The sequence below is a fragment of the Pseudodesulfovibrio sp. 7M6 genome (assembly GCF_050058625.1).
Classification (GTDB): domain Bacteria; phylum Desulfobacterota; class Desulfovibrionia; order Desulfovibrionales; family Desulfovibrionaceae; genus Pseudodesulfovibrio; species Pseudodesulfovibrio salinus.
This window is the reverse complement of sequence record NZ_CP188816.1, coordinates 2,127,038-2,149,774: the sequence shown is the minus strand read 5'-3', so window position 1 is coordinate 2,149,774 and position 22,737 is coordinate 2,127,038. Positions and strand designations below refer to the sequence as shown.

17 protein-coding genes and 1 tRNA gene are annotated in these 22,737 nt (G+C 56.5%); 4 read left to right on the top strand and 14 right to left on the bottom strand.

Features of this window, described 5'->3' with window-relative positions; all coding sequences use genetic code 11:
• Positions 1-75: 75 nt before the first annotated feature.
• The 6 genes from ACI0FG_RS10290 to ACI0FG_RS10265 all read right to left on the bottom strand — a co-directional run bounded on the left by ACI0FG_RS10290 (position 76) and on the right by ACI0FG_RS10265 (position 6,795).
• Positions 76-720: a site-specific integrase gene (locus tag ACI0FG_RS10290; RefSeq protein ID WP_419784901.1), complete on the bottom strand. Its 645-nt coding sequence runs from the start codon at positions 718-720 to the stop codon at positions 76-78.
• Positions 721-848: 128 nt separating this feature from the next.
• Positions 849-1,763 (bottom strand): DUF6538 domain-containing protein, encoded by a 915-nt coding sequence (locus ACI0FG_RS10285; protein ID WP_419784900.1) that lies wholly within the window; start codon positions 1,761-1,763, stop codon positions 849-851.
• Positions 1,764-1,915: 152 nt separating this feature from the next.
• Positions 1,916-2,002 (bottom strand) — tRNA-Leu (locus ACI0FG_RS10280).
• A 436-nt stretch (positions 2,003-2,438) separates the two neighbouring features.
• Positions 2,439-3,557 (bottom strand): HD domain-containing phosphohydrolase, encoded by a 1,119-nt coding sequence (locus ACI0FG_RS10275; RefSeq protein ID WP_419784899.1) that lies wholly within the window; start codon positions 3,555-3,557, stop codon positions 2,439-2,441.
• A 12-nt stretch (positions 3,558-3,569) separates the two neighbouring features.
• Complete coding sequence (locus ACI0FG_RS10270) at positions 3,570-5,198, bottom strand: DUF342 domain-containing protein (RefSeq protein WP_419784898.1); 1,629 nt, start codon at positions 5,196-5,198, stop codon at positions 3,570-3,572.
• Positions 5,199-5,391: 193 nt separating this feature from the next.
• Positions 5,392-6,795, bottom strand: a complete 1,404-nt coding sequence (locus ACI0FG_RS10265) for an anion permease (RefSeq protein WP_419784897.1) — start codon at positions 6,793-6,795, stop codon at positions 5,392-5,394.
• A 371-nt stretch (positions 6,796-7,166) separates the two neighbouring features.
• Between ACI0FG_RS10265 and ACI0FG_RS10260 the strand changes: the two genes are divergently transcribed.
• The 4 genes from ACI0FG_RS10260 to ACI0FG_RS10245 all read left to right on the top strand — a co-directional run bounded on the left by ACI0FG_RS10260 (position 7,167) and on the right by ACI0FG_RS10245 (position 13,516).
• Positions 7,167-9,242 (top strand): MASE3 domain-containing protein, encoded by a 2,076-nt coding sequence (locus ACI0FG_RS10260; RefSeq protein ID WP_419788382.1) that lies wholly within the window; start codon positions 7,167-7,169, stop codon positions 9,240-9,242.
• Between the two features lie 103 nt (positions 9,243-9,345).
• Positions 9,346-10,554: a hypothetical protein gene (locus ACI0FG_RS10255; RefSeq protein WP_419784896.1), complete on the top strand. Its 1,209-nt coding sequence runs from the start codon at positions 9,346-9,348 to the stop codon at positions 10,552-10,554.
• A 184-nt stretch (positions 10,555-10,738) separates the two neighbouring features.
• Positions 10,739-12,676, top strand: coding sequence for a sigma 54-interacting transcriptional regulator (locus ACI0FG_RS10250; protein WP_419784895.1), 1,938 nt, complete (start codon positions 10,739-10,741; stop codon positions 12,674-12,676).
• Positions 12,677-12,817: 141 nt separating this feature from the next.
• Complete coding sequence (locus ACI0FG_RS10245; RefSeq protein WP_419784894.1) at positions 12,818-13,516, top strand: class I SAM-dependent methyltransferase; 699 nt, start codon at positions 12,818-12,820, stop codon at positions 13,514-13,516.
• Between the two features lie 109 nt (positions 13,517-13,625).
• Here the strand turns inward: ACI0FG_RS10245 and ACI0FG_RS10240 are convergent, their stop codons facing one another.
• The 8 genes from ACI0FG_RS10240 to ACI0FG_RS10205 form a co-directional block, all read right to left on the bottom strand.
• A complete protein-coding gene (locus tag ACI0FG_RS10240) occupies positions 13,626-14,906 on the bottom strand; it encodes an MFS transporter (protein ID WP_419784893.1) in 1,281 nt (426 codons plus the stop codon).
• 78 nt (positions 14,907-14,984) lie between these two features.
• Entirely contained in the window at positions 14,985-16,319 is a 1,335-nt protein-coding gene (locus tag ACI0FG_RS10235) for a hypothetical protein (RefSeq protein ID WP_419784892.1), read from the bottom strand.
• Between the two features lie 30 nt (positions 16,320-16,349).
• The gene (locus tag ACI0FG_RS10230; protein ID WP_419784891.1) at positions 16,350-17,870 is read right to left on the bottom strand and encodes a tripartite tricarboxylate transporter permease; all 1,521 of its coding nucleotides are present in this window, start codon (positions 17,868-17,870) and stop codon (positions 16,350-16,352) included.
• 12 nt (positions 17,871-17,882) lie between these two features.
• Positions 17,883-18,344 (bottom strand): tripartite tricarboxylate transporter TctB family protein, encoded by a 462-nt coding sequence (locus ACI0FG_RS10225; RefSeq protein ID WP_419784890.1) that lies wholly within the window; start codon positions 18,342-18,344, stop codon positions 17,883-17,885.
• Between the two features lie 131 nt (positions 18,345-18,475).
• Complete coding sequence (locus ACI0FG_RS10220) at positions 18,476-19,432, bottom strand: Bug family tripartite tricarboxylate transporter substrate binding protein (protein ID WP_419784889.1); 957 nt, start codon at positions 19,430-19,432, stop codon at positions 18,476-18,478.
• A gap of 40 nt (positions 19,433-19,472) precedes the next feature.
• Positions 19,473-20,672 (bottom strand): UxaA family hydrolase, encoded by a 1,200-nt coding sequence (locus ACI0FG_RS10215; RefSeq protein ID WP_419784888.1) that lies wholly within the window; start codon positions 20,670-20,672, stop codon positions 19,473-19,475.
• On the bottom strand, positions 20,669-20,968 hold the full coding sequence (locus ACI0FG_RS10210; protein ID WP_419784887.1) for a UxaA family hydrolase: 300 nt from the start codon (positions 20,966-20,968) through the stop codon (positions 20,669-20,671). The genes ACI0FG_RS10215 and ACI0FG_RS10210 overlap by 4 nt, the downstream gene beginning before the upstream one ends.
• 294 nt (positions 20,969-21,262) lie before the next feature.
• Entirely contained in the window at positions 21,263-22,282 is a 1,020-nt protein-coding gene (locus ACI0FG_RS10205) for an alpha-hydroxy-acid oxidizing protein (RefSeq protein WP_419784886.1), read from the bottom strand.
• Positions 22,283-22,737 lie beyond the last annotated feature (455 nt).

The window sequence follows — 22,737 nt, the reverse complement described above, 5'->3', positions numbered from 1 at the left end:
CACCCATGGAACCGTCCTTCCCTCATGTCGGCTTGGGGCCGACAGGAGGGAAGGACTATCGCCAAATGAGGACCGTCACTTGGGAACGTATTTCGATTTTGCCAGATGAGACAGGTCCACCCGGTAGTCGAGGTGGGCTATGACCTCCTCGAAGCACATGGAGGCCGGGAAACGCCCCCCATATCTTTCGGCGGACATCTTCTTGAGCTTGTGGCCAAAGGTCTGTTCGAACGGGTCGTCCTGCATTTTCTTTTGCTTGAAGAAATTGGAGAACGTGTGCCGCAAGCTGTGAAAATCCTTGACCCCTTCTGCTTCCTCAAGTTCGATGGTTTTCCTGAATTCACTGAACCTTTCGCCGAGTTTGTGGCCGTAGTTCGTGTTGATCTTGACGAGTTCGGGGAAGACCCGAAGGTGTCCCATTTCGGCCTGTTGTCGAGCGAATTCGGGGAAACGCAGCGTTTCAACGAGGAAAGGATGAAGCGGGAGGAGCCGCTTGGCGCTTGGGTTTTTCAGCTTCTTGTTGGCGAACCCATGAACATTCTTTTCCTTGTTGACATCCAAGACCCAAACCCCTTCCTCCTGTCGGACATCTTCAACGTGGAGTTGGCATACCTCCTCACGTCGTGCGCCCGTGAAAAGGGAAAGAATAGGGCACCAGAAGTCGGACGGGTGCAGGAATGTGTCGTCAACATATTGAGGAGCGTTGAAGATGTTTTCCAAGTCTTTGGTCGTGTACGGGGATCGGTGTTCCGTTTCCGGCTTTTCTTCTTTGATTTTCAGACGGTGAGCGGGGTTGGTGGGAATAAGCTGCTCATCCTCGCACCACGTCAAAAATGATGAGATGTTGGTCAGGTTGTTTTATTCACGGTGCTGACGGCAACGGTATTGTCGGGTTCAAGGGCGACCATTTCTTGGATGGTCTTGCCCTTGAATCGTTTGCTGTTCCGAAATCGGGGGAGCTGGAGCAGGGTATCCCGTACATGGCGCACTGCCTGTCGGTCCACTTCATCCACCGGAATGTCCCCGAGGATGTCGGTCAGGCTGTTGAGCGTGGACATGATATCCTTGGCACTGCCCTCGCTCCAGCGCTTGGCGGCGATCCTGTCCGCCTTGTAGCGTTCCAGGGATTCGGAAAGCAGGATTTGGGGCTTGGGTTCCTGTGTCGGCTGCGGAGCGACTGATTCGGGCGGCAGAATGGATCTTTCAAAGGTGTAATCGCCTTCGGCCCGGTGGCTGATGATGCGATAGTAGGCGATAAGGGTTTTGATGAATTCGTGCGCGAACTCATCGGACAGGGGGAGCGAGTCAGGTGGGCCGAAAGCCCCGTCTTCAGCCGCCATGATCGTGTATTTCCGCATGGTGGCGTAGTCTTTGGACACCATCAGGGCCTTGAGCGTTTCTATAATCCTTTCGGTATCTCCCGGCACGTATTGCGTGTGGGGGCTGGGCGGGATGAGGTCGTTGATGGCAATGTGTTCATTTTCTTTCAGGAACCGCTTGAGCCAATCGTTCATGAACACTTTTATCTGGTCGAAATCATCCATGGGGAGTTCGCCGTCCCCCACCTTGGTCAGTATTCGTTGCACGTCCGATGCCAATATTCGGGCCTTGGGCCTTGCTTCGGCCAGGTAGCCAGTCTGGAGAGACATCCTGACTTCGGAGCGGCCCAACGAGTCCCGCAGGTCGTGCGGGATTACGTGGTGAAAGTAATAGATTGAGCCCTTCCGGTAAAGGTGGTTCGGGGAACGCGCGATTCGCAGCATGTGACGTCTCCGGCGGCAGACGATTCCGGGTACTTTGACCCATCACTTTGACCCCTTGGGGTCAAATCACGCCGAAAAGAAGACAATCATGTGACTTGCCGGATAAAAAAGAAAAAGGGTTGCAACTGTTAGCTGCAACCCTTGTTTCTATCTGGTGCCGAAGAGAAGACTCGAACTTCCACGGGGGAACCCCCACTAGACCCTGAACCTAGCGTGTCTACCAATTCCACCACTTCGGCACGTTCAGGTGAGAAAGCCTTCTATACGCGCTGGTTTTCCTTTGCAAGTCTTTTTTGTGGGAAATGGGAAATAATTAGAAATCAAGTTGAGCTGGCCGGAAGTCATTTGGCCTTTGTCGTCCCTTCAAAACAGTCCTTGCTTTGGGAAGCGATGGTTAAAATTATTGTACCGGGTTGGGGGTGTCGTTCTTGTAGTTAAAAATTTTTTACTGGATCGGTATGATTATGCGTCATCCAGATTGAGAGTCACTCTGCATTAACTGTATGTTTTTATTGAATAAAATTGAATTATTATTTTTATTCTCAACTTTGGCACGTCGGTTGCATAATTCTAAACAACATTCTTCCTTTTATTTGCACACGAGAAATAATGGCTTCGCGGATAGGTTCCGCGAAGCCTTTCTCGTTTTGGGGTCTGGGAATGTCGGGAGCGCGGTTACTTTTGATCGGGCGCAACCACGCAGAGAGGTTCCTGCACCTGGAGTAGGTCCTGGAAGGTCTGGAGCCGCAGGTGGGACGCCTCGCTCAAGGTGTCGCCCCGGTGGAGGAGGATGGTTCCGGAAGCGGCGACAACGGGCTTTCCCATGACCATGCCGGGGGCCAGTTCCGATACCCTGAGGCTCAGGCACCTGGTCTGGTCCGCCTCATCCTGGTAGCGCTGAAGGGCTTTCACCACATCGGCGTCATAGACCTTTGGACGCGATGCCATGAACTCCAGCGCCTTGTCCGGTGTTGCGCCAGTCAGTTGCATCTGGTCCATGTCGATGCAGGCCTTGAGAATACGGGCTCCCATGGGTGGGTTTTGGGATGCCGGAGTGTTCTGGTGCCCGATGATCTCCGCAATTCGCTCCATCTTGGGCACATTGCCCAGCAGGTGGGCCGCAATGCTGGGATGTGTGTAATAAATCTGCATCTCTTCCTTGGACGGTCGTTTGCCGGATTCCAGGGTTTCGAGCAGGTCAGAGGGCAGGGCTACACATCCGATGTTGGAGAGCAGGATGACCATGTCCATGAGTTGAGGAGACATGACCTTGAGGTCGGTGCAAATTCGTTGTGCCGGGCCACGGATACGTTTGCTGCGCACCACGGCATCGGGATGTGTCAGCTCCATGATGTCCACCAGCATACGGACGCTGCCGAAAAGTACTTCACGGCAGGCATCGCCATTGGACTTTCTTTCCTGGCGGTACTTGCGCACGGCATCCTGCACCGCGGCCTTGAGCGCTGTGGGCGGGCAGGGGCGGGGCAGCAGTTTTGAAATGTGGGCGGCGTTGATGGCCCCCGCAGCCGTCTTGAAACTGCGGTCGCCCGTTACCATGAGGCGCATTACGCGGGGAAAATCCCGGCGTATCGTTGTCAGAAATTTGATACCGTTCATCCCGGGCAGGTTCAGGCCTGAAAGCACGACCGCATACTGGTCACCACTTGCCAGCATCGCCAGTCCGTCCTCCGCATTGTCCAGGCAGGTAATTTCGACCACGGACTCCAGCTCCCCCTTCGCCTTGGCGGCGAAATCGGCATCCGAGGTAACGAGCATTATCTTTGCTTTTGACATGGCCGTTTCCTCCTACAGTCCGGAAATGGCGATGCCGAGCTTTTCAGGATTCCAGTGAAACTTGGAAGCCTGCTCCGCCTTGTTCAGGGTTATGGTCCGGTCGCCTATATTGATCGTCACTCCAGGGTGTGCCGTTCTTCTGGCTATGAGTTTGCGTTTGGCCAGTTCTTCCCCCTGGGCGATGATGGCCGCCTTTTTCTGTTCGTTCAGTTCGTCGATCTTTTTTTGCAGCACGGATTTGATCCTGAACAGTTCGGCCAGGATGCCCCGGTCTTCCTTGGGGGCGAGGACCAGTGTGTCCTTGATGTTGCCCGTCCCGATGAATTTTTCCAGTTCGCCGATCCGACTTTTTATCTGGCGGGCCTGGGCATCAATCTTCCCGTCCTCGGTTATGGGCAGAGCCAGGGTAATGTGGGTTTTCGTACCCAGGGAAGACCCCATTTCGGCCACGTTCATGCCGCCGCATATGTAGGTCCCCCCATTGAGAATGCCCTTGTCGGATTCGGCAATGATGTGTCCTCCGGCCGTAATGTTGCAGTTCACGCAGTCCATGCCGAGGATGACATCGCCTCCGGCCCTGATGGTGGCGTTGCGCATGAATTTTGCCGTAACCGTGCCGCCCGCTTCTATGATCCCGCCTTCCTCCATCAAGATGCCGCCGCCGACGGTGATATCTCCACCGGCCCTGATGGTGGCGTTTTCCACCACTTCCTCCACCACGACGCTGTCCTGGGCGCTGACTTCCGCTCCTGTGGTAACTGTTCCCTTGATGAGTATGGATCCCTTTTCCACATGCACATTGCCTGAGGATAGGTCCACGTCCGAATTGATCTCCAACAGTTCCGAGATCGAAACCATGTCTGTCTTGATGAGAACCATGCCGGACGAGGATGCCGTGTAGACGGTAGTTCCGTCCTTCTCAGCCGTGGTGCGGATGCCCTTGCCAGCGTTGAGAACAGCCGGCTTCCCATCATCACCCGGTATTTCGTTGCCCAGAACGTCGAACCCGGCGCGGCCTGAGGTGGGTGGAATGAGCCGGGCTATTTCATCACCTTCGTCCACGCAGGCCGTGGAGCCCCGTTCCCGATAATTGATTGAGCCATCTTCCAGATGTTCGCCCACCTCGCTGCCTAATGCGAACATGAACCGGATTTCGCCCGGGCGTCCCTGCGAGGAGGGCAATCCCTTGGCTATTTCCACATCGGCGACGACAGTGCCTGTTTCATGTGATTTGGCTACGGCCTCGTCTAGTACGTCGTTATCCACGCCCCTGGTGCCTTCCGGCAGATACTCGCGGTATTTGTCGTCGGAAATAGTCTTGCCGAAGCAGTTCTTGGGGTAAAAGGACATGACCATGGACATGGCATCGCCGGAAACCGACCAGAGCGGTTCGACGCGGACGCCCTTTTCCGAGAGTTCCAACATGCCGATGGTGGTGGCCCCGAGGGTGTAGTCGTTGCCGTTGACTATGATGTTGGCCTTGTCGAAGATTACTTCCTTGCCCTTGTACTGCGGCGGAAGTTTCTCGGCGTCTATTGTGGCAATAAGGGCGTCGGGGATGACCGGGTACTTGAGATCGCCGACAGGGTCGATGATCGAAGCTGGCAGGGGGCAAAGGCCCTTGTCGCCGGTGGTGGCCATGGCCGGTCTCCTTTTCTTTATCGGTATTCCGGTAGAAATGTTTGGATCCATTATGCTTGAATTCAGAAAAGTGTCAATTATCATACGCAGTCTCGGAATGTCGGAGGCGCAGCCTCATATTGTCGGAGATGCGTAAAACGATAGAGGCCCGGAAGCGATGCTTCCGGGCCTCGTGGTTTCAAAGCCTGTTTATCTAGACGTAGAAGTAGGTCACGCCGATCATTGCGGCCAGGTATATGGCGCCGAAGATGGTGCCCAGCCCCCACCAACGGGCCTGGCTGATGTAGCCGGAGCCGTACCAGATGGGTGAGGGGCCTGTGGCGTAGGGAGTGATGATGCCCATGAGGCCAAGGGAACCGGCGAGCATGAGCGCCAGTCTGGGCAGCATTTCCGCAGGCACCAGCGAGGCCGCCGTGGCCATGAACAGGGGAAGCAGGGCCGTGGTGTGGGCCGTGGTGCTGGCGAAGAAGTAGTGGAGCACGAAGAAGAGGATGACGAGCATGATGGCGACGGTCATGGGAGGCAGCCCCTGAAGATAGACGGCCACCATGTCGCCCATCCAGGCGAGCACGCCCGTCTTCTTGAGCCCGCTGGCCATGGCCACCAGGGTGGCGAACCAGACCAGGACATTCCATGCCCCCTTGTTGGAGATAACATCCTGCCAGGTGATGACCCCGGTAAGAACCATCAGGGAAAGGACAAAGATGGCTGCCACGGTGGAATTGACGCCGAACTCCTTGCCGAAAATCCAGAAGATCAGGGCGGCGAGAGCGTAGCCGAGCATCATCAGTTCCTTGGTCGAGATGGAGCCCATCTTGGTCAGTTCGTCCTTGGCCCAGGCCGGTGCTTCGGGTGAAGTCTTCAGGGTTGGGGGATAGATGACATAGGCAAGCCACGGCGTCAGTAGGAAGAGCGGGATCATGAAGGGGAGCATGACTTTGGCCCACTGGCCCCATTGAATGGAGAAACCGGCGCTCTTTTGGATGAGCTCCACAGCCAGCAGGTTCGGAGCCAGGGCGGTGAGGAACATGGAGCTGGTTACACAGGTTGCCGAGATACCGACCCAAGTGATGTAGGCTCCTATTCTGCGCGGGTTGTTGTCCGGTGTGGAATCGAACATGGGCGGAATGTTGCTGGCAATCGGGTAGATGGTTCCTGCGCTGCGGGCCGTGTTGGAAGGCATGAACGGGGCCAGTATGGCATCGGAAAATGCCACGGCGTAGCCGAGGCCCAGAGTCCGCTTGCCCAGGTATTTGATGAGCAGCAGGCTGATGCGCTTGCCGAGTCCGGTCTTTTGATACCCGAGGGCAAACATGAATGCAGCGAAGATGAGCCAGATCACGCCGTTGGAAAATCCGGACAGGGCCCAGTTGCGGTTGACCGTGGCGCTGGGGTCTATGAGCCCGAGCATGGCAACCAGTGATACGCCCGAAAGGCCGACGAGGGCGGGAGGGACCGGCTCAACGATGAGGCCAACGACAACGCCGACAAAAATGCTGAGGAAATACCATCCGTTGGGAGCAAGCCCATCGGGGGTGGGGAACAGGGCCATGATGACGGCCACGATCAGAGGAGAAAACTTTTTCAGATACTGCATGAAATACCTCCTGGAAGCATTCGAGTCTGCCTGGGCAGGCTGTTTTCCCGTGTGGCCTCCTCCGCCGGCACGTCGAGCCGCAACCGTGGCCGGGGCGAGGCGACTATAAACTTTTAATATCAATACTACCTTTTGTATAAATGAAAAGTGAAGTCAAGGGAGGGGGCTGTTTGCAACTGGAGAAGTGGATTTCTGGAATGACGATTATAACGGCACTGAGGTGGTGATTTTGCTAGAGAAGTTGCAAGAGGACTCCTGTGACAGCAATCACTCGAAAGGGAATACTGAACTTCGTGTTGGGAACGGCGGTGCTTGTCGGGCTGTATTTATCAAGCCTCGACAGCTACTTGCTGTTCCATTCCCTGACGGAAATGTTCAGCATTGTCGTTGCGTTCGGAATTTTTGTCATCGGATGGAACTCCAGAAGTTACATCAATAATAATTATCTGCTGTTTCTGGCCATTGCCTATCTTTTCATCGGCCTGCTTGATCTGCTGCATACCCTTTCCTACAAGGGGATGGGAATTTTTACCTATCAGTATTATGCAAATCAGCTCTGGATAGCCACGCGTTATTTGGAGAGCCTTTCTCTTTTGGTGGCTTTTCTCTATGTGCGTGGGAAACGTCAATTTGATCCAACCGCTTTGTTTGCGGTTTTTACAGTCGTAACCTTGGTTATCATAGCCTCCATATTTTGGTGGCACATATTTCCGGTGTGTTTTGTGGAAGGTCAGGGACTGACGCCGTTCAAGAAAAACAGTGAATACATCATTTCCACCATTCTGCTGGTGGACATTGTGTTGTTGTGGCGGCTGCGCGACCAGTTTCCGCCCAAGGTTCATCGTTGGCTGATCATGTCCTTGGCCTTCACCATCGCCTCTGAACTGTCGTTTACCTTTTATATCAGCAACTATGGGGTCTCCAATCTGGTTGGGCACTATTTCAAGATTTTTTCCTTTTTCCTCATATACAAAGCTCTGGTCGTCACCGGGCTGACCGAACCGCATGCCATGCTCTTCAAGGCCTTGCAGGACTCCGAATCCAAGTTCCGCTCCATGGTGGAGACTTCTTCCGATATCATATGGGAGAAGAATCTGAAGGGCATTTATACCTATGTCAGCCCTCATGTTGAAAACATCCTCGGCTACAAACCGGAGGAGATGGTCGGACGTCCGGCGGCCGATTTCATGTCTCCTGAAGAGGGTGCCGCAGCCCGGGCCGTTTTTGCTTCACCTGGAAATATGTGCCCCTGCCAGGTCAATCGCGAAAGCACGTTCATTCATCGCGATGGACATCACGTGGTGCTGGAGCGCCACGGCATGACTATCCTGGGAGAGGATGGGGCCGTCATCGGTTATCGCGGAGTGGACCGGGATATCACCAAGAGGAAGGAGCAGGAACAGGAAATGCGGAAGCTGGTTCTTGCTGTGGAGAAAAATCCGAATGCCATAGTCATCACCAATCCTTACGGCGTGGTGGAGTATGGCAACCCGGCGTTTTTCACGGTGATGGGGATTGACGGCGACCCCAAGGGCAAGGCTTTGCCGAAGCTGTTGGAAGGAGTGGAAGATCCGAAGTCCTTGTCCTCACTTCTCGTCGCTTTTGCCTCCGGCGAATCCTGGCAGGGAGAGTTGCATCGCTGCCCGGAAACCGGCGAGTGCCAGTGGATGCGGCTGTCCATCGCGCCCGTTGCGACGGATGATGGTAAAATTGCCAATTATGTTGGTGTGCTGTCCGATGTGACAGACCGCAAGGAGCTGGAACTGCTCAGGGAAAGTGTGGACCAGATCATGCGCCATGACCTGAAGAATCCGCTGGCCGGAATAATCAATATCCCCGGCTTGTTGCTGGGCGACGACAACCTGACCGAAGACCAGCGTGCATTGCTTTCGGCATTGGGAGATGCCAGCCATCGCATGTGGCACATGGTCAACAATTCCCTTGATCTGTCCAAGATGGAGCGCGGTACGTATGAATTCATACCGGAGTCGGTGGACGTCTTCCAGGTGCTGGATAAGGTTATTGCCGAATTGGGGGGGCTTTTGCGCGCATCCGAAGTGGAGGTGAAGATTTCGCACAATGGCGTTTTGCCCGAGCATGGCCTGTCCATACTTGCCACGCAGGACCTGCTGCATAGCATTCTGTCCAATTTGCTGGCCAATGCTGTAGAGGCCTCACCTGTGGGAGGTGTCGTTTCCGTGGAAGTGGGGAGTTCTGAGAGGTGTTTCATCAGCATCTGCAACCGTGGGGCTGTTCCCATGGAAATGCGCGGCAAGTTCTTCCACAAGTACAAGACTTACGGCAAGCGCGGGGGAACCGGACTGGGGACGTATTCCGCCAAGCTCCAGGCTGACGCCATGGGGATGAAGCTGCTGCTGGACATTGACGACGAACTCGATGAAACGATCATTACCCTTATCTGTCTGCTGGCCGACACTTCCGCGTAGGATCGGGGTTGCCTCCCGCCTGGCCCGACTTATTTCATAGAAACGGCAAGTGCCACCATTTGCAACATTTGAACTCAATTCAGAGTGAGCAAAGAAGGAACCGTTGATCCGATTCGACAGTAATTCACTGGCGATCATGGAGATGGCGCTGCATTGGACGGATGGCGTCGCGCAGTTTACCGACCGTATTATTGCCCGCAGAGTCAACGCATGGCGGGATATCTTTCCCGGTGGACTCAGAGAACGGCTGGATGGCAAGGGCGAAGGGGAGACCGTCTCCCTGGACTTTGGCCCCGGTGAGCTGGTTCCACCCCGCACTCCCACGCGTGTCCTGGAGCTTGGGCTCCGGAGATTTCGCGGCAGGGCCATGGACGGCAAAACCGTCAGCCCATGTTTGGGGCGTTTCTATCCCTTGGGTATGTTTTCCCATCTGGCCGGAGTGTATCCCAGCACCATGACGCCGGGACGCGTGACCTATGTTGATGGGGATACGCTGATTCTTGACCGGAATCATCCCATGGCCGGGTACCCCATCCGGCTTGAAGCCTCCATACAGACCTTGCAGGCCAAGTCTTCGGAAACAGGTGGGCAATTGTCTCACTGGGGAGAGGAGCTCTGCGACAACGGTCCGGGGATGCAGGCGCGTTTACCCTCCGGCACTACGGATTTTCTGGTCGATGGATTTCTGGACCGACCGCATGACGACGACGCCAGTTTTTATGCGGAACCTCGTATCATCGGCCATGTGGACCGTCGTGCGAGCGAGAATATCGCATCGCTTTACGCTCGTTTGTTGCAACCCGGCATGAGGGTGCTTGACCTCATGAGCAGCGTGCAGTCCCATTTGCCGGAAGGTATGGATCTGGACGTTGTCGGGCTGGGGATGAATGCGGATGAACTGTCGGCAAACCCGGCCTTGTCCGAACGGCTGGTCCATGATCTGAACCGCGACCCGGCAGTTCCGTTGTCCGGGCCGTTTGATGCGGCTTTGATCAGTCTGTCCATAGAGTATCTGACTGATCCAGTTGCTGTGTTGCACAATGTACGGGAGCAGCTCGCTCCCGGCGGGGTGATCCTGGTGGCGACGTCGAACCGATGGTTTCCGGGCAAGGCGGTGCGCGGCTGGACCGAGCTGCATGAGTTTGAACGGGTGGGCTATATTCTTCATTTGCTGACCTTGGCCGGTTTTACCGGACCGATGGGAGCGGAATCCATCCGTAACGACTGGCGGCCTCAGGATGACCCTCATTTTCTGGAAACCAGAGGCGTGAGCGATCCGGTTTATCGCGTCTATGCGCACCGGGGCGACTGATTTCGGTCGTAGCGTTCATACTGAAATCCAAAAGCAAGGGCTCGCGGAACATCCGTCGGGCCCTTGTTGCTCATGGGACGATGAGGCTTGTGATGTATGGGATTATGGACATGGAAGAGGGGAGAAGATAAAGTCCAAGGCTCGTAGCGTTGCGCCCTTGGCGGGTGTGAAAGGGGAAGATAGTATGGCCTATGATATTGGTGTGGTTGCGCCGGACAAGAACCTCATGGAGATGTTTCTCCAGATACGTGAGGAGTCCACACTTGAATTCGAATTAAAAACGGGCCTCTATGACGACGCCATAACCATGGCGCGCGATCTGGTGGCCGACGGTGTGAAAGTCCTGGTCAGCCGGGGCGAGACCACATTGCAGATTCGTTCCGCCATCTCTGTGCCTGTGGTTGATATCCCCATCACCGTGCACGATGTCATTCCCCTTATCGACCAGGCCAGGGCATACAGCGACCGTATTGCCGTCGTGGGGTTCGGCGAAATCGTAAAGGCCGCGCGGGTGGCCGCTCCCATTCTTTCTGTAGAATTGAGTTTGTTTCAACTCCACTCCACCCAGGAAATTCCGGAAGTGATGGAAGAGATATGCAGGCAGGGGTTTACCACCGTGGTCGGCAATCCCTATTCTGTCGCGCTGGCCGAAAAGCATGGGCTCAAGGGGTTCCCGCTGCATACCCCGCGGCCGGTGCTGCTGACTACCCTGGATGAGGCGTTCCGTCTGGTGCAGGCATCCCGAAGGGAACACGAGTGGCAGCTTCGGCAGCAGGTCTTCATCGATTCCACGCGGGAGGGCGTGCTGGTTCTGGACGACAAGGGGCGGCTGGTCCAGTCCAATCAGTTGGTCAACCTCGATCCTATGGTGGAGAAAGAGCTTTTTGAGTCCCTCGGCGACCGGCGTCAGCTCAAGAGCGGAGAGATGCTGGATGCGGTCTTCCGCGGCGAACCGTGGAACGGCGTCATCCATGCCCGCGAGGGGGGCGGAGAATATCTGTGCCGTATCCACCCCGTTGCCCGAGGCGGCATGAATTTCGGAGCGGTCATCCTGCTGGAACCGGCCCGGGAACAGGACCGGCGTCTGCAAAGCTCTTTGTCTGAAAGGGGGCTGATTGCCCAGCACCATTTTGAAGATATTGTGCACCACGGCAAGGCGATGCGTGACCTGATAGCAAGGGCCAGAAAATATGCCGCTGCCGACTCCACCGTGCTGATCCTGGGGGAGTGCGGGACCGGCAAGGAACTCATCGCTCAGAGTCTGCACAATGCAAGCCGCCGCAGCCAGGGGCCGTTTGTTGCCGTCAATTGCTCCGCCCTGCCGGAAAACCTCATCGAAAGTGAATTGTTCGGTTATGAGGAAGGGGCATTTACCGGAGCGGCCAAAGGCGGGCGAAAAGGGCTCTTCGAGATGGCCAATACCGGCACCATCTTCCTGGACGAGATAGGAGAGATGCCCCTGACCATGCAGGTCAAACTGCTGCGTGTGCTCGAAGAACGGCAGGTCATGCGGTTGGGCGGGGAGCGGCTCATCCCCCTGGATGTGCGGGTCGTTTGCGCAACCAACAGGAATCTGGCCCGAATGGCCGCCACCAAGCAGTTCCGCCAGGACCTCTATTTTCGTATCAATGTCCTGCGGTTGAAGTTGCCGCCGCTTCGTGAACGGGGTTCCTGTCTTGACGCACTGATTCGTTTTTTCAGTCGGGAGGTTGGCTATCGTCTTGGCGGGGCACCGCCGAATCTTACGGAAGAGGCCCTGGAAACCATGCGCCACTATGGCTACCCCGGGAACGTCCGGGAGATGAAGTCCATTTTGGAACGAATCATGGTCGAGTGCTGGGGCCGGGAGGTCGGCAAGGAGGATATTCTCCGCAACCTTGAAACAAGCCAGCTTGCCTGTGCTTCGGAACAGGAGACGGACTTGTCCCCGATTCCGGGCCAGTTGGCTTCACCAACGCCATTCTCCGGTGGTGCTCGTTTTGGAACGTCTCGTCGGGAGGATGAATTGCGCACCATTTATCGCACCCTGGAAGAATGCGGCGGCAATAGGGCGGAGACCGCCCGGCGGCTCGGAATTAGCACCACGACATTGTGGCGGCGGTTGCGCGAGCCGCAACAGTAGCTTGCGTATGCAATCAGATGCAGCCTTGCCCGGAATAGAAATCCGTTGCATCTGGTGTACATTCAATAATTGTTTTTAGTTCGGTTCCATAGGGAAAGAGGAGTAGTGGATACTGTGCCTGGTGATAAGAAATTCCGTTCCATGTTCGATGTGCTGGGGAAATGCATTCCCGAGGACCATTGCAGGCAGGTGGAGGCTACATATTTTCTTCCCCGCTCTTTGAGTGGCGGGAGAGCAAAATTGCTCGACCACGGGTGTGGTGCCGGGGGCATGAAAGGGTGGATTGAAAAAAATGGCTATACCGTTGACTACTATGGTGTGGACATAGAGTCTTCGCCTGAGGTTGCCAAGAGGCCTCAGGAGTTGAATGAACTATCCTGCATGTTCAGTTTTGACGGGATTGAATTGCCGTTTGAAGATAACTTTTTCGACATTGTTTATTCAAACACGGTGTTCGAACATGTGCGATACCCAGAGAAGGCATTGGATGAGATTTACAGGGTTTTGGCTCCCGGCGGGGAATTGATGGTCAATTTCGCCTACCTCTATCCGTACCACTCCTATAGCATATACAACATAACACCCTATGGCTGGTTTACTATTCTTGAGGACCACGGCTTTGAGCTCCTGGAGATGCGCCCGGGGATAGACGGTATTGCAAGTATCATAAGAGGCTATAATTTCGGGCATGAGCGATTTACCAAATGGTTCAGTTCCTCGCCATTTCACCGTGTAATCGAGAGACAGGGAAGGCAACGGAATTTGACTGTGAAGCAGATCAACATGCGCAAGATTATGAATGCTGGAGTGATTTGTTCCTACGCGGTGAAGAACTTGTGAATATGATGTTGTGATGAGCTGTCATTGTATCTTGTTAAAAATATAAAGAAAAGCCTGTGAATTACATTCACAGGCTTTTTTATGGATATAGACGAAGTTAAAGAATCAACTAGCGATTCATCTTCATGGGCTCACGCGCAAGTAGCGCTCCGCAGACGCCCAGGCAGGCCACTCCGGCATACAGGGCGCAGGACATTGCATAGCCTTCCATGGTGAACCCGCCACCTGCGGCATGGCCGTAGGACTCCAATATCCAGCCGGTCAGCGGTTGAAATACCGCGACGCCGAATGAGGGCAGAGTGTTGAGCAGGCCGCTGCCGGTGCCTGTGGCCTTGTCGCCGAAGATGTCCCTGATGGAAGCGAAGCCCACGGAGAGCGAACCCATACCCGTGGCTGCCAGCATGAAGAACCAGACGTACATGGACCAGTCCGGCATGGTGTCGCCGTACATGCCGAGGACCACGAACAGGGCTATGGTGAGGACTGCGTTGAGCAGCATGACAGGCTTGCGTGCACGGAAAACGGAATCCGAGAGCCAGCCCGCCAGCGGTCCGCCCGCCAGCATACCGATGCCCATCATGTTCAGCACACTGCCCGCACCGCCTTTGGTCATGTGGTGAATGTCCATCAGGAAGGGGCCGCCCCACAGTCCGCCGAAGCTCATGTGGATGCCGAACTGGCAGAAAAACCAGGTGGCGATGAACCAGAAATCACGGCTGGAGCAGATGGTGCGCACGGAAAGCCATAACTCGGACGGAGTCTGTCCCTTTTCCTCTTGCTTCTCACCGGGGAAAGGGGACTCGAAGCCCGCCTGCTCCGGAGTGTCGTGTACGAAAATCCACAGAGCAACGGCCACGACAAGGCTGGCAACACCACTTATGATCAGTCCGGTACGCCAGCCCAGCAGGGAGCATAGCGATGCCATGGGGCCGGAACCGAGGATCAGCCCCAGGCCGCCCATGCCGAGGTAGATGCCGCTCATGCGGGCAAAGGCCTCGGGCGGGAACCAGCGGCTGAAGAGTTTGATGCCGCAGATGAAGACAACGGAGACACCGAAGCCCATGCAGGCGCGGCCGATCATCAGGCCGGTAACCGAGTCGGAGTATCCGAACAGTATGGCACCGAGTCCGGCGAGGCCGAAGAAGATGGGCAGGGTGCGCCGGGGGCCGAGGGAATCAGCCAGCAGTCCGCTGGGCAACTGCATGGCTCCGTATGAAAAGAAGAATATGGAGGCCAACGCGCCCATGGCGGTTGCTCCGAGGTTCATATCACCCATGATGTCCACGGCCATGATTGCCGGGCTGACACGGTGAAACGGAACGAAGAGATAGGCGATGCAAAGCAGAAGAAAAATGAATAGTCCTGTCTTGTTGCGACTAAGTCTGGGCATATAAAATCCTCTTGCCCGGCGTGCTTGGGGTGTACGCCGGGCAGGGCTGTAGGGGCTTGGCGGGGGAGATCTGCGGGATTAGAGTCCGCTGATCAATTCGTCATTATCGTTGAATTTGAGCGGTTCGGCGGGGCGCCATACCTCGATGAGTTTGTCGGCTGTTTCCAGTTCCATGAGCAGCGGTTTGGTTACCAGCATGGTATCCAGGTCCGAGGTGGAGCGGATGATGCAGCCTCGCACCTGATCCATTTCCGGCTGCCAGCAGACTCGCAGTCCGGCCTGGATGCAGAGCTTCTCCGTCGGCAGAACGGGAGGCAGCTTGACGCGGGTCATGCAGGCGGAAGTCAGGGCGTTGAAGTACATGGACATGAGGTCCAGCCCCTGTGCCGTGGCCAGGGGGATGAAGTCCGCATTGCCCACGCCGATGCCGTTGCCGCCCGACTCCGGCGTCACCTGGAGGGCGACGATGGAATTGACGTAGGGCGGGCGCATCGGGTCGCCCCGGAACCCCTCACGACCGATGGTCTTGATATCCATGCCCGTGCCGGAGATGTTTTTGCCAAGTCGTTCCACGATCAGGGTGTCCAGCTGTGCGAACGGAATGGTCGGAGCATGGGCCTTGTACAAGGTGAGCAGGGACTTGTCCGTTTCGACAAAGTCATTCGGGGCAACGCCCGTAATGCAGGCCAGTTGGTGATGGCTGTTTTCCACCAGGGCCACGCCGAGTACGAAGGGGGCCTTGCTCAGGCTTTTAATGGCAATTTGGGGCATGAGCTCCGCCAGACCGCGTCGGCCGTAGACATGGACGTTTCGGGCGCCCATGGCTTTACCTAGTCCGACCGCCACCATTTTGCATAGGCCGCTTTCTATGTCGGCCTCGAAGTTGGTGTGGGCCTTGATCCGGGCCACTACAACGATGCCGTCCGCCTCATAGGCGTTGCGGTCGATGTGCGCTTCCACGCGAGGCTCCACCTCGCCGAGGTTCACGGTTTCCATGTTGGAGATGATGGGCGCGCCCATGGCTTCCTCGGTGATGCCGAGTTCGTTGAGGACGTGGATCTGCCCCTCTGCCGTACCGCCTCCGTGGCTGCCCATGGAGGGGACTATGAAGGGAACCAGTTCCCGCAGTGTCAGGCGTTCAATGACGCGCTGCACAACCTGCGGGAGATTCGCTATGCCCCGGCTGCCGACCGCCACAGCCACCCTGGCACCCTTTTGCAGGGCGTCCAGGGGGCTTGTTGCCGCGCCATCGTGGTTGCGGTCCACGGCGCGGTCTATGGAGGAGTTTATATCGGTCAGTGCCGGCATTTCGGGTTGGCTTACCCGCACCCCGTAGAAGGAAGGCATGGGCTGGTCGCCCAGACCGGGGATATCCAGAACGGGAAATACCGGCGTCTGATAGTTCGATGACATTGTCTTGTTCCAGTTTGCGTTGGTTGAAGGTTATTCCACTGTCGCGGGTTCATCCGTGGGCACACAGGCGAGCTTTTTCTTGGCCTTGTGCTTCGAGTAGAAGGAATAGGCCACGGAAAGAACCGCTGCGGCGAAGAAGAACAGGGCGATGGGTCGGTGCAGGTATCCGATCATGCTGCCGTTGCCCATGACCAGGCTGACGCGCAGGTGGTTCTCGCACATGCCGCCAAGGATCAGGCCGAGCACCAGCGGCAGGAGCGGGAAGCCCAGCTTGCTGAATACGTAGCCCAACAGACCTGTTGCCATGAAGACCCAGACATCGGACATGCTGCTGTTCAGGGCGTAGCTGCCGATGACGCACAGGGCCAGGATCACCGGGTAGAGGACGTGCCTGGGGATGGTCAGGGCGCGGATCAGGACCCGGATGAAGTAGACCTGGAGCACCATCATGAAGAAGTTGCTGACAAAGTAGGCACCCAGAATGATGGCGATCAGCTCGCTGTGGTCACGCATGAGCAGCGGACCGGGCTGGACGCCGTGGATCATGAAGGCGCCGAGCATCATCATGGTCGTTGCGTCGCCGGGGATACCCAGGGTCAGCAGCGGGATCATGGCGCCGCCGGTGGCCGCGTTGTTGGCCGTCTCCGAGGCAATGATGCCGTCGGGGTTACCCGTGCCGAAGCTGTCGGGATCATCGGAAGCCGCCTTGGCCTGGGAGTAGGAAACGATGTTGGACAGGCCGGGGCCGACGCCGGGCAGGATGCCGATGCCGATACCGATCAGGGCGGAGCGGACGACGTTCTTAATGGATTTCTTGAACTTGCCCGCGACCCGGATGAATTCTCTGGCGGTGAAATTGACGTTGACCAGCTTGAACGGGTTCTTGATCTCCTCAACGTCCTTGAGGATTTGGGAAATGGCGTACATACCGATAAGCACCGGCATGACGGAGAATCCGGACTGGAGGTCGAGTATTCCGAAGGTCAGCCGGGAGACACTATCCGTTTCGCTGAGCCCGACCATGGCCATGATCATGCCCACAACGGCGGAGATGACGCCCTTGGTCAGGGACTTGTCCGAAATGGAAATGATGCAGCTCAGCGTGAAGATGACCAGGGCGAAGTATTCGTAGGGACCGAATCTGAGTGCGAAGGAACCGAGTAGCGGCGAAAGAACGGCCAGGGCGAAGAAGGAGATCAGACCGCCCAGGAACGACGCGAAGACCGCATAGCTCAGCGCCTTGCCAGCTTCGCCTCGTTTGGCCATCGGGTAGGCGTCGAAGGTTGTGGCCACCGAGGACGGAGTGCCGGGGATGTTGAGCAGGGCTGCGGAAACCAGACCGCCGGAGATGGAGCCGACGTACACGGCCACCAGCATGACCAGCCCTTGGTTGACGTCCATTCCGAACGTGATGGGGACAAGCAGGGCGACGGCCATGGTGCTGGTCAGGCCCGGCATGGAGCCGACGACCAGTCCGCCGAAGACGCCCAGGAACATCAGCATGATATTAAACGGTGTAAGCACCGCGAGCATGTGTGTATATTCGAGCATTTTGGTTTCCCTCTAGGGCAAAAAGAGCTTGAGAAGCGTGGCAAAAATATATTGAAGCCCGAGGGTCACTGCCACGGATACAATGGCGTAGAGAACCAGGTTTTTGGGCTTGACCGGACCTAGCAGACACATGGCCAGGAACAGAAAGGGCATGGTCGCATACACATAGGTAAGGATAGGGAGCAGGAAGAGGTAGAGGAGCACCAGTCCAACCAGAAGCCACCGCAACAGCACCGTGTTGTAGTCGACTTTTTTGGTTGATTTGCACCAGTTCTTTTTGCCGGTGAAATCAACGCTTTGAAACATGAGCAACAGGGAGAGTAATCCCAAGAGATATATCAGGATCTTGGGGAAGAACACCGGGCCCATGGCGTATACCATGGTGGTGTCGATATTCCCGGTCTGAATGTATAGGGCGATACTGACGGCAAACAGGATCAGGGCCATCAGCATGTCGCCGGTTTTGACTCGCATAGATTCGCTCCTCCAAACTGACTGAAAATTGTTGGCCGATGCAAGAGTGACCGGCGTGGTTTTGTCTAAAACCCCCCGTGACGGGCCCGGCCATGTGGCCGGAACCCGTAACGGAGAGGAGGTTGAGGTACTTACTTGATCAGGCCGTTTTCCTTGGCCAGTTCCTTATACAGACTGGACTCCTTCTGCCACAGGGCACGAGTTTCCTCGGGAGTCTTGTAGAAGGGCACCAGGCTCTGCTCACGCAGGGCGGCGATGGTGGACGGATCTACCAGAGCCTTCTTGAAGGCGTCGCTCAGGATCTGGATGTTCTCCTTGGGGGTGCCCTTGGGGGCGAAGATGGAGTAGAGGAAGTCGTAGGACGCATCCACACCCATCTCTTTCAGCGTCGGAATCTCCGGCGCAAAGGGAGAACGTTCGGTATTGACCATGGCCAGAACGCGCAGGTCGCCGGAATTCAGATACGGCTTGACCGAGGCGAAACCAACGGTGGTGATGTCGCTGTTGTTGCCCAGCAGGGAAACAATGCGGCCCTTGTCGCCATTGGCCGGGATGAACATGGCCTTGAGTCCGCCACAAGCGTGGCTGATGTTCAGGAAGGTGAAGTGGGACACAGCGTTGAGCGCCAGGGCCCACCGGTATTTGCCGGGATTGGACTTGATGGCGTCAAACGCCTCTTTCGCAGTCTTGAAGGGGCTGTCGCCGCGCACGATCAGTGCGGTGCTGCCCTTGGCCGCGATGCCCACGGGCTCGAAGTCGGTCCAGGCAAACTTGGCACGGGTGACCATGGGGGCCACCGCCAGGTTGCCGGGATGTTCCCAGAGCACGGTGTATCCGTCGGGACGGGCCTTGTACACCTGCAGCGCGCCGTTCAGTCCGGCGGCACCGTCAATGTTGGAGACCACGAGAGGCTCGGGCAACAGGTCTTTCATGTGGTCGCCGATGATGCGGGCGGAAATGTCGCTGCCTCCGCCCGGCTTCCAGGGAACCACGACCTGAATGGCCTTTTCGGGATACTGTCCCGCCTGTGCCGGGGCGACAGCCGCAACAAACAGCGCCATGATGCACAATAAGAATACCTTACGCATGAATCTTACTCCTTATACGTTTCAAAAACACTCGCTCTCTCTAGAGGCCCGGCCCCCGGAGATACACCTCCACATTATCTCTAACATCGAGTGTTTCACCCTTGGTTAATCTGCCGGAGGCAAAGGCCAGGACTTCCTGGACCAGGCGCTCGCCCGCATCGGCAATAGGTTCCTTCTCGGTAATGACCGTACCGGACGAGAAGTCCATCTCCCGCCAGGCCTTGTCCCAGGTACGGGGGTTGCCGGTCATGTACAGAGTCGGGGTAATCAAACCGGTGTTTACGGTCGGCATCATTGCGTCCTCCGGGAACCAGCCTCCGCCCACCTGGAAGATGTTCAGCACCGAGCCCGCGGCGGCAAAGCCGAGGAAGAGCGCGGTGGAGGACATCCAGGAGTCCATGTAGTACAGGCCACGGCCCGTGGGGACCTCGCCGTACTTGACGCAGCCCTGAATGGGCCGGGTGCCGGACTTTACGATGGCACCCAGGGATTTCTCCTCAAGGGTGGTCAGACCGGCCTGGATATTGGCGGGAATGGGGTTGATGGTGCGGATGTCCTCTCCTGTGGAGCGGGCTTCCTCTTCCACACGTTCCACGGCGTCCAGGAACTTCTGGCGTTCCGCCTCGTCGGTGAACCGTTTGGCAACGATGTGTTCCGCACCGATGACCTCGGTGGTCTCGGCGAACATGGCGCGGCCGCCGTCATCAACCAGCTTGTCGAAAAGATGACCGACAACGGGGTTGCCGGACATGCCGGACGTGGCGTCGGAATAGCCGCATTTGACGGCCATGTTCAGGGCGCCGAGGCTGACTTCGGTACGCGGGGTTTCACTGGCCATCTGCACCAGGTTGCGCGCCTTGCGCACAGCCAGGCCGAGGGCTTCCTGGAATCCGCCGCAGTCCTTTAGAAAAACGGTCTCCATGGGCTTGCCGCACTTGGCGATCTCGCCCACAAAGGCTTCGTGGGAGAATTCGGGATAACCGGCGTCCGGCTTGTTGCCCACGATGAGGATGGCGCCGACGTTGGCATTCTTGGCCAGGCCGATCATGGTGCGGGCGATGGTCTTGCGGTCGTCGCCGTCACGTCCGTTTTCGTTGGGCTGGATGAAGAGCCGGGAGTTGGTGACCAGCTTGGCAACCATGGCGGCCAGAGTTGCGGCGCCTCGGCCGTTAGCCATAATCAGGGTGTGGTTGCGGATACCAACGGAGCCGTCAGGCCTTGCATAACCTAAGAATTTCACGCCTGGCCTCCTTCGATGTCGCCGCGTCCACGTTTGCCTTCAACGTTGTGAATGTGCACGCAGTCGCCGGTTTTGATCTCCACGGCGGCGCGCCCGACTACTTCCTTGTACTTGATGATATCGCCGCCGGCGGGAATGTCGCAGACGGCAGCCTTGAAGCCGAAAGGAATTTTTTCCCGGGCGGTGAAGGTGTGTTGTTCACCGTCCACAGTGTAAGAGACCTCGTCGCCGTCGACGATATCCTCGATGGCGTTTCCGACGTTGTCTTTGGGACTCATTACAATAATCGCTTTCATTAGCATCCTCCGAGATGTCTTTGTTGACACCTCATAAGCAAGAGGCCTGCCAAATGAATTTTTTTAGATTAACAGTTTGAATATACAAAGTTTTTATTGTTTGTTCCCATCCTTTTAATCATTCGTTGGAATCCTGGAACATTTCATTTATTTCATTGTGAAATGAATGGTGAAATGAAATGTGAAATATGGTGAAATGAAATATGGAGTGAATGACGCACCCGACTTGCAAAGCGCCCTGCTGTTCGGAAACAGCAGGGCGCAGAATGATTCTATGGTAGGCTTTTTGTCGACTCAGCCTTGCAGTATGGTGCGGGAAACGCGTGTAACGTCTTCGATTCCGGTCATGATCATGGCTTGTCGGAGCTGATCACCGATGATTTGGAAGTAGCGGGCCACGCCTTCACGGCCGCCACCCACGGCAGCCACGGTAACCGGTCGTCCGATGAGGACACAATCCGCACCCAAGGCCAGCATCTTCAGAATGTCGCCGCCGGTGCGTACGCCGCCGTCCGCCAGTACAGGCACGCGTCCGGCCACTGCCTGAACCACGGCAGGGAGCACTTCGGCCGTTCCGGGGGTATGGTCCAGGGCGCGGCCACCGTGGTTGGAGACCACTACTGCATCCACGCCTGCCTGCACGGCAAGGGTTGCGTCTTCGGCGGACATCAGCCCCTTGAGGATGAGCTTAAGCCCCCAGCCGTGAATTCTCTCCACTATTTCGGCCAGCTGTTCAGGTGTGCGGGGGGCAACCGGGCGGCCTCTGCGGCGCAGTGATATCAACCCGGCCGCGTCCAGATCCATACCGATGGCTTTGCAGCCCGTATCGCGTGCCTTTGCCTGTTTTTCCTCCAGTTCTGCTCCCTCCCAAGGTTTTATGAACGGGATTCCCTGACCTTTGAAGTGGGTGAGGGCTTCCAGTCCTGCCTCATGAATGACGGGAGGAATTCCGTCGCCGGTACAGCCGAGAACACCTGCATCCAGGCATCCGCCGACCACGGACAGATTGTATTCCTCTTCGCTGACGCCGAGGTCCATGTTGACTGATACCCCGCCGATAGGTGCAGCCAGAACGGGGAGTGCCAGGTTATGGTCGAGGAGTGAAATGTCGGTTTTGGGTTCGGTGATGCCATGGACCAGACGCATGTTGAGTCGCAGATCGGCCAGTGCCTTGACGTTGTTCTGAAAAGAGGCTCCGGTGCCTTTTCCTCCCATCCCAGGTGTCTCGCCTGCGCAGACCCTTCCATCGCAGACTTTGCAGACCCGGCAGAACTTATTCATCTTCTTGCGCGCGTTGTCGCGGATTTCCTTCACGGAAGCCTCCTTGAGTGCGGGACCGGCCGTTGCCGGCATCGGCCTCAGCTGGAATCCGGGAAACGAATCGGCGTATGGGGCGAAGGCGCGGTAGGGCGGTTCGATAATTGTTTTGGTGCCGACCGTAGGCCAATTTCGTAATTTTGGTCAATATCTGTAATAAAAGCTCCTACCTGCATAGGTTTACAGATATTATTTACTGTTTACAGTGTGAAATGACGGGGGGGGAATCCAGGCCAGGATATGCCTGCGGAAACATGCAAGGTCACAAACCGATGCCGTGACCATTTTCAGAGATGTGCGGAGGAGGTTGCTGTCACAGCCCTGTATGGTAAAATGCTTTCAGGCTGGTCTTTGTTTTTGGTCTGGCAGACATGTCCTTACGAGATCAAACAATGTGCCTGTTGCAATTTTAGAGGCCTGACCGGGAAGTTGCTACAGCTGTCCGGTCAGGC